The sequence below is a fragment of the Salinibacter sp. genome, from assembly GCF_036626415.1.
In the GTDB taxonomy this organism is placed as follows: Bacteria; Bacteroidota; Rhodothermia; order Rhodothermales; family Salinibacteraceae; genus Salinibacter.
In genome coordinates this window covers 1-6,080 of record NZ_JAZKRW010000157.1, presented here as the reverse complement: position 1 = coordinate 6,080, position 6,080 = coordinate 1, and the positions used below count along the sequence as shown (strand labels likewise).

Annotated in this window: 4 protein-coding genes; all 4 read right to left on the bottom strand. The window is 69.4% G+C overall.

Translation table 11 applies throughout. From position 1 onward, the window contains the following. Positions 1-1,489: hypothetical protein (locus V5A20_RS12775; protein ID WP_332327499.1), on the bottom strand; the 1,489-nt coding region annotated here is incomplete at its 3' end. Positions 1,490-1,602: 113 nt separating this feature from the next. Further along, positions 1,603-2,850 (bottom strand): hypothetical protein, encoded by a 1,248-nt coding sequence (locus tag V5A20_RS12770; RefSeq protein ID WP_332327498.1) that lies wholly within the window; start codon positions 2,848-2,850, stop codon positions 1,603-1,605. Between the two features lie 76 nt (positions 2,851-2,926). Further along, positions 2,927-5,488, bottom strand: a complete 2,562-nt coding sequence (locus V5A20_RS12765) for a TonB-dependent receptor domain-containing protein (RefSeq protein ID WP_332317072.1) — start codon at positions 5,486-5,488, stop codon at positions 2,927-2,929. 67 nt (positions 5,489-5,555) lie between these two features. Next, positions 5,556-5,762 (bottom strand): hypothetical protein, encoded by a 207-nt coding sequence (locus tag V5A20_RS12760; protein ID WP_332327497.1) that lies wholly within the window; start codon positions 5,760-5,762, stop codon positions 5,556-5,558. Between the last annotated feature and the right edge of the window lie 318 nt (positions 5,763-6,080).

The window sequence follows — 6,080 nt, the reverse complement described above, 5'->3', positions numbered from 1 at the left end:
CGGGCCACATGCGATTGACGTGCGGGTTGTGGTAGAACCGCCGCGTGGCGGTCGGGGCGCGGTCGAGCAGGGAGGAATAGGTGCCCACGACGAGGGTGCGCCCCGTGTCGGCCCGCCGCAGCCGCCGTACGTCGGCGGAGTCCTCGACGGAGAAGTACCGGGCGTCCACCTGCTGGGCCTGCAGGTAGTTGTTGACGAGGGGCACCGAGGCGACGCGGACCGTCGACCCGGCGTCCGCCTGTTGTTCGACGTAGGTCTTTGCCTGGGCGACGGCGGAGGGGGCCGTGTGCTGGGCGGCGAGCACCAGCGCGACGGCGGCGTACGCCGCGCCGAGGCCGAGCAGGAGGAGCCCACGCGCCCGCCGCCGGGACCGGCTCGCCCCTCCGCGCCAGAGCGCCGTGCCGCCCGCCGCCAGCACCACCAGCACCACGGGCAGGAGCGGCAGCACGTGGCGGCTCTTGTGAATCACGTTCTGGAAGAAGAAGATCCAGGCGCCGTAGAGGAGGGCCGAGGCCCCGAGCAGCCATGCGCGCCGGTCGTGAACGGCCCCGCGCCGCCACAGCCGCCGCAGGCCGAGGCCGCCCGCACCCAGGGCACCGAGCCCCACCACGCCGGTGAGTCCGTGCCGGCCGGGCCACCAGGCACCCAGGCCGTCGGCCCAGAGGCCCTGCACCAGGCCCGCGACCCGGCGGCTCAGGTCGGGCGCCGTCTGCACCGTGCCGCCAAACTCCGTAAAGTGGCCCGTCGTCTGGCCCCAGGCCACGTCGACCAGCGTCCAGGCGCCGGTGTCGAGGAGCAGGGGCACCAGCCACACGAGCACGCCCGCGGTGCCGGCGGCGAGGGACTGCCCGCGCCGATCCATGCGCCCGAGCACCGCGAGGACGGGGAGCGCCACGAGCGGCAGGTACGACAGCCGCAGGCCGGCCAGCAGGCCCGCCCCCGCCATGCCCGCGAGGGCCCAGCGCCGGGCCGCGGTCCGTGACGGGGCGCGCAGCGCCGCGACCAGGGCGGCGAGCGTGGCGTAGGCCCACGCCGTGCCCATCAGGTCCGGCATGTAGCGGGTGCCCATCAGCCACAGCAGCGGGTTGAAGAACACGAGGCTCGTGAGCACGGCGCCGTCGACCGACCGGAGCGGCCGCCCCCACAGGCGCAGGAGCGCCCACAGCAGGCCCGCCGTGGCGAGTCCCCCGACCACGGCGAACGCCGCGCTGAAGCTGCCGGTGGGGACGGCCACCAGCTCCGCCGCGGCCCAGAAGACCGGGTAGCCGGGAAAGTGCGGCTGCAGCGCCGCGACGTCGTACTCGTCCGCCACGCTGAGGGCGAACCGCAGGCTGTCCGGGTCCTCGATATAGGTGATCCGCGTGGCGAGGCGGCTGGCGAGGCAGGCCAGCACCACGGTGCCCCACGCCGCTCCGGGCGTGGCCCAGAGGCGTCGGAGCCCCCGGCGCCAGGAGGCGGGGGCCGTCAGTGGGGAGGCCGTGGTGCTCACAGGAGGAATCGGAGGCGATGAGGAAGAGACACCGACGCCCCTCCCCCGTGGAGACGGGAGAGGGGCGGCCAGTCGTGCGTCACTGGTGGCGGCACCACGTGGTCCCTCAGGGCCTACCAGTTCGCCACGTTGCTGGCGTCGAAGCCGTACGCGTTCGCGAGGATGTCCGTCGCCTCTTGGAGGTCACTCGCGTATTCGTCCGCCGTCAGCTCGCCGTACGGCGGGTCATTGCCGATGGCGTCGTGGATGGTGTTCAGCTGCGAGTCGTCGAGATTGTCACTGTAGAACTGCAGGTTCCAGGTAAACGCCTTCGCCTCGCCCCAGGCATCCGCACCGACGTCGCCCTGCTCAAGCTGCCCGCTGACGTCCTCCAGGTTGCTTTCCATGGAGTTGATGTAGTGAATCACGTTGACCGCCACGGTGGCCTCCCAGGCCTCGAGGGCCGTCTGGGCCTGGCCGGAGGGGTCCTCTCCATTTTCGATGGCCTCCCGACCCTGAACGAGCGCCTCGAAGGCATTCCGGGCGAAGTCGTTGGGCTGACCGTTGTTCTCGGCGGTGGCGGCCCGCTCGATGGCGTAGCTGGCCCAGGTGTAGACGTACTCACTCGTGAGGTCGACCGAGCCGTTGCCGTCCACGTCGCGCGCAACGTTGCCGTCGGCTAGGCCCTCGTCGCCGTCGCTGTAGTCGAGGAACGGCTCCAGGGTGCGCGGGAAGCCGAAGTAGCCGAAGGCCGCGTCCCACTGCTCGGCCCGATTTGAGGAGACAGTTCCGTCGGCGAAGTCGCTCAGGATGGCTGCTCCCTGACCGTAGATGGGCGTGCCCAGCAGCATCTTCTCGGCGAACTGGCTCAGGACGATGCCGTTGTCGGTCGTAGTGACGTCATTCGCCCCGGCTTGCTGCAGGTAAAACCCGAGCAACTGGTCCGTCGTCACCGCCGACCCGGGGGTGGGGGAGTCGCCACTTTCTAGGGCCTGGCTCCGCAGGAGGGGGGCATCGTCCGTCAGCGACGAGAGATCAACCCCGCCCGCGATGTCGCCGTAGGTGCTCTGCTGGGCCGAGATGCCCGAGGTCGGGACCGTCTTGTCGTCGATGGTGCCCGTGTACAGCTCATCGAGAACGGCTTCGGAGTTGTCCGACGCGTTCCCGACCCGCACGCCGAGGTCGAAGGCCAGCAGGTTCACGACGGTCTCCGCTCCGTAGGTGTCGGACGGGTACTCGAACGTGGTGGAGCCGTTGTCGCCGTCGCCGTTGCCGTTGCCGATGCCATTCGAGCCGTTGCTGTCGCAGCCGGTCAGGACCAGCCCTACGGCGAGGAGTGGGACGAGAAGCAGGTGTGTGTACCCAAAGAAGGAACGTCGCATAGGAGGGTGTGCGTAGTTGTGGGTGTCAGAGTGAAAACGCGCACCCCCTCCGGAGTCGGGAGGGGGATGCGTGATTCTAGAAGTCGTACTGGATCGAGAGATTGATCTGTCGGCGGGCGCCGGGGATGATCCCGGTGCTCAGGTTGGCGCTCGGCTGGCTGGGGTTGGAGTGCAGCCGCGAGCCGATGTACACGTTGTCGGTCACGTTCTTGGCGGTGAGCTGGACACTCAGGGCGTCGGAGTGGTCGTAGGTGACGCTGGCGTCGAGGACTGCGTGTGCGGGGACCGGGCCCCGCTCGCCCCGGTTGGTCGTGGTCTCCAGGTTTTCGAGGTCGGTGTAGAAGCGGCCCGTGTAGCTGAGGGTGGTCGACAGGCGGAGGCCGATCTCCGGAAAGCGGTTCGACAGCTCCGCCGTGGCTTTGTGGGAGGGCGCCGCCGGCAGCTCGTTGCCGCTAATGTCCTGGGGCAGGCCGTCGATGGCGCTGGAGATGATCCCCCTCACTACCTCCGAGTGTAGGTAGGTGTAGGACACGTCGAGGGCGGGGAGCGGCCCGGCGAAGGCGCCCCCGTCAATCCGCGTCCGGGCCTCCAGGCCGTAGCTCTGCACCACGCCCAGGTTCTGCTGGAAGCTCGTGCGGCCGCCCACGAGGTCCTCGACGTAGAGGTAGAAGCCGGTGACCTCGAACTGTCCGGCCTCCGAGCGGCCCCGCACGCCCAGCTCCGAGTTCCAGCTCTTTTCGGCCTGCAGGTCGAACCCGCCGTCGCCCGAGCCGGTGGCGCCGGGGGGATCGAAGCCCACGATGGCGAAGGTGGCGCTGGAGGGCGGCGTGTAGCCGCGGTGGACGCCGCCGAAGAGCCGGACGTCGCTCTCTCCGAGCGTGGGGCCCAGATCGGGGCGGCCGAGGATCCAGTTGAACCCGAGGCCGGGAAGGGGCACCACGCTCGTCTGGTCGCGGTACTGGCTGCCGTTTAAGCGGTCGATCTGGGACTGCTCGAAGATCTCCAGCCGAACGCCGGGCGAGAGGCGGAGCGGGCCCCACTGCACGTCCTCCAGCGCGTAGAGGGACAGGGCGCGCGTCTCGTAGATCGAACTGCCCCCGATGATCGTCACCGGGTCCGGGTCCGACAGGTCGCCCCGAAAGAAGACGCCCTCGCGCCTCCCGACCTCGTCGCTGATCTTTCGGTCGTCGCGGAACCGTTCCCAGTGCAGGCGGCCGCCCACCTCCAGGTCGGCCTCCTGCCCGAAGAGGCCGTGCTGGACGTCGACGGCGTGCTCCACGCCCGTGACGTAGAAGGTGCGGACGTTGCCGAAGTACGGCGCGTCGTCCAGCGTAAGGGCCCGGTCCACGGCGTCGCTGATGCCGACCCGCATGAGCGGCCCCGGCGTATTGACGGGTACCGGATCGGCGTCCACGTCCGGGTTCTGGTAGTCGTCGGCCCGCACGAACACGTCCTTCTCTCGCCACCACGGGCGGTGGAAGACATTGGCGTAGAGCCGGGTGGTGCCCTGCACGGCGTCGCCGTAGCGGCGGTTGTAGATCGTCCCCAGCGAGGCCCGGTAGATCTGGTAGAGGTCGTCGTCCTTCGGGTTGAAGTCGGGGTCGGTGTCGAAGGTGTAGGGCGTGAGGCCGGTGTAGGTGGCGTTGAGGCGCTCGTAGTCGAGGTTGGTGCGCACGTAGAGGGACCGGTTGTCCCCGAGGGAGGCCTGCAGCTTCGCGGTGCCGTTGACCTGGCGGAAGTCGTTGTTTTCGCGGAAGCCCTCGCCCCGCTTCACGACCAACTGCACCTGCGGGTGGACCGCGTCGGTGCCGAAGCCGCCGAGCTCGCCGAAGGCGCTCACGTAGCCGTTGGTGCCGGGCGTGACCTCGAGCGTGCCGCCCGGAGAGCGGCGCTGCGGCCGACTGGTGACGTAGTTGATGACCCCGGCCATCGTCTGCGGGCCGTGCCGAATCGTGGCGCTGCCTTTGATGACCTCGATCTCCTCGATGCGCTCGATGGGCGGGTTGTAGTAGAGCGGCGAGAAGACGTAGGGGGCCGGCTGGATGGGCATGCCGTCCTCCATCACCAGCACCCGCTGGGTGCGACGCGGCTGCAGGCCCCGGATGCCCACCGACATGCGGGTCTGGGCCATGCCGTCGTCCGACAGGCCGTAGACGCCGGGCACGTGGGCGAGCGCCGCCTGCGTGCCGATGGGATCCATCCGCTCCAGGGCGGCGGCGTCGACCCGCGAGGCCGCCCCCGGGATGGCGGCGCGGGCGCCCCGGGTGGTGCCGGTAATCTCGAGCCCCGAGAGCTCGACGGTCGCGCTCTCGAGCCGCACGGTGAGACGGGTCGTCGTTCCGGCCCGCACGCGAACCGAGCGGGTCGTCGTCACGTAGCCCACGTGTCGCACCCGAAGCGTCACCGAGTCGGCCGGCAGATCCTCCAGGACGAACCGGCCCTCGCCGTCAGTGACGGTTCCGCGCGAATCGGCTCGCCCCAGCGGGGCCACCGTGGCGGTGGGAATTGGGCGTTCGGTGGTCGCGGTGACCACCTGTCCGGCGACACGCCCCCGGTCGCCGGCCTGGCCGACCGCGGGACTGCAATTTAGACTAATTACAAAGAAGGCGGCCGCGGCGAAGCGAAGGGAGCGGCGCATGTGCATAGAGGGCATCGGGTCGAACGAGCAGAGTCCGCAGTCGGCTCCGGGCGGGTCGGAGGCGGGACTAGAAGCGCTCGGGGTTCGGGGCGGGCGAGGTCGCGGAGTCGGACGGCGCGAGGCGTTTGATGGTGCTGTAGCTTCCGCCCTCCTGCTCTTTGCCGTCGTTCGGGCCCAGGATGGGATCGTCCGAGCATCCCGCAACGAGAAGGAGCACCGACAGAATCAGCGTTCCGACCACGGCGGGCGGGCGCCACGAGGCAGGAAAGGACACGGCGGATGGGGATTTTGCTTATTTAGACTGATTATATACAACGGGCCGCCTCCTAGACCTGCAACGCTCTGCCATTGAGAACAGATGAAAATGAAGGGCCGAACCGGTGCAGTAGCGCAGTCGCCCCTCGCATTCGCGGCCCGCGCCGCGCGACCTACTCTCCTGATCCTCCCGACTTGAGGGCGGGCCGTTCGACAGGCTCCGCAGTTTTCCCTATACTCGTCCGGTGTGCAAACCGCTACTCTCTAACCTTCCACCCCCACCATGATCTGGACGAACCTCGGCAAATTTCGCGATTTTGGCCTGCTTCTCCTTCGC

What these genes read in the sequence shown, in the direction of transcription:
- V5A20_RS12770 (WP_332327498.1), bottom strand. Translation starts at nt 2,850, where the DNA reads ATGCGACGTTCCTTCTTTGGGTACACACACCTGCTTCTCGTCCCACTC.
- V5A20_RS12765 (WP_332317072.1), bottom strand. Translation starts at nt 5,488, where the DNA reads ATGCGCCGCTCCCTTCGCTTCGCCGCGGCCGCCTTCTTTGTAATTAGT.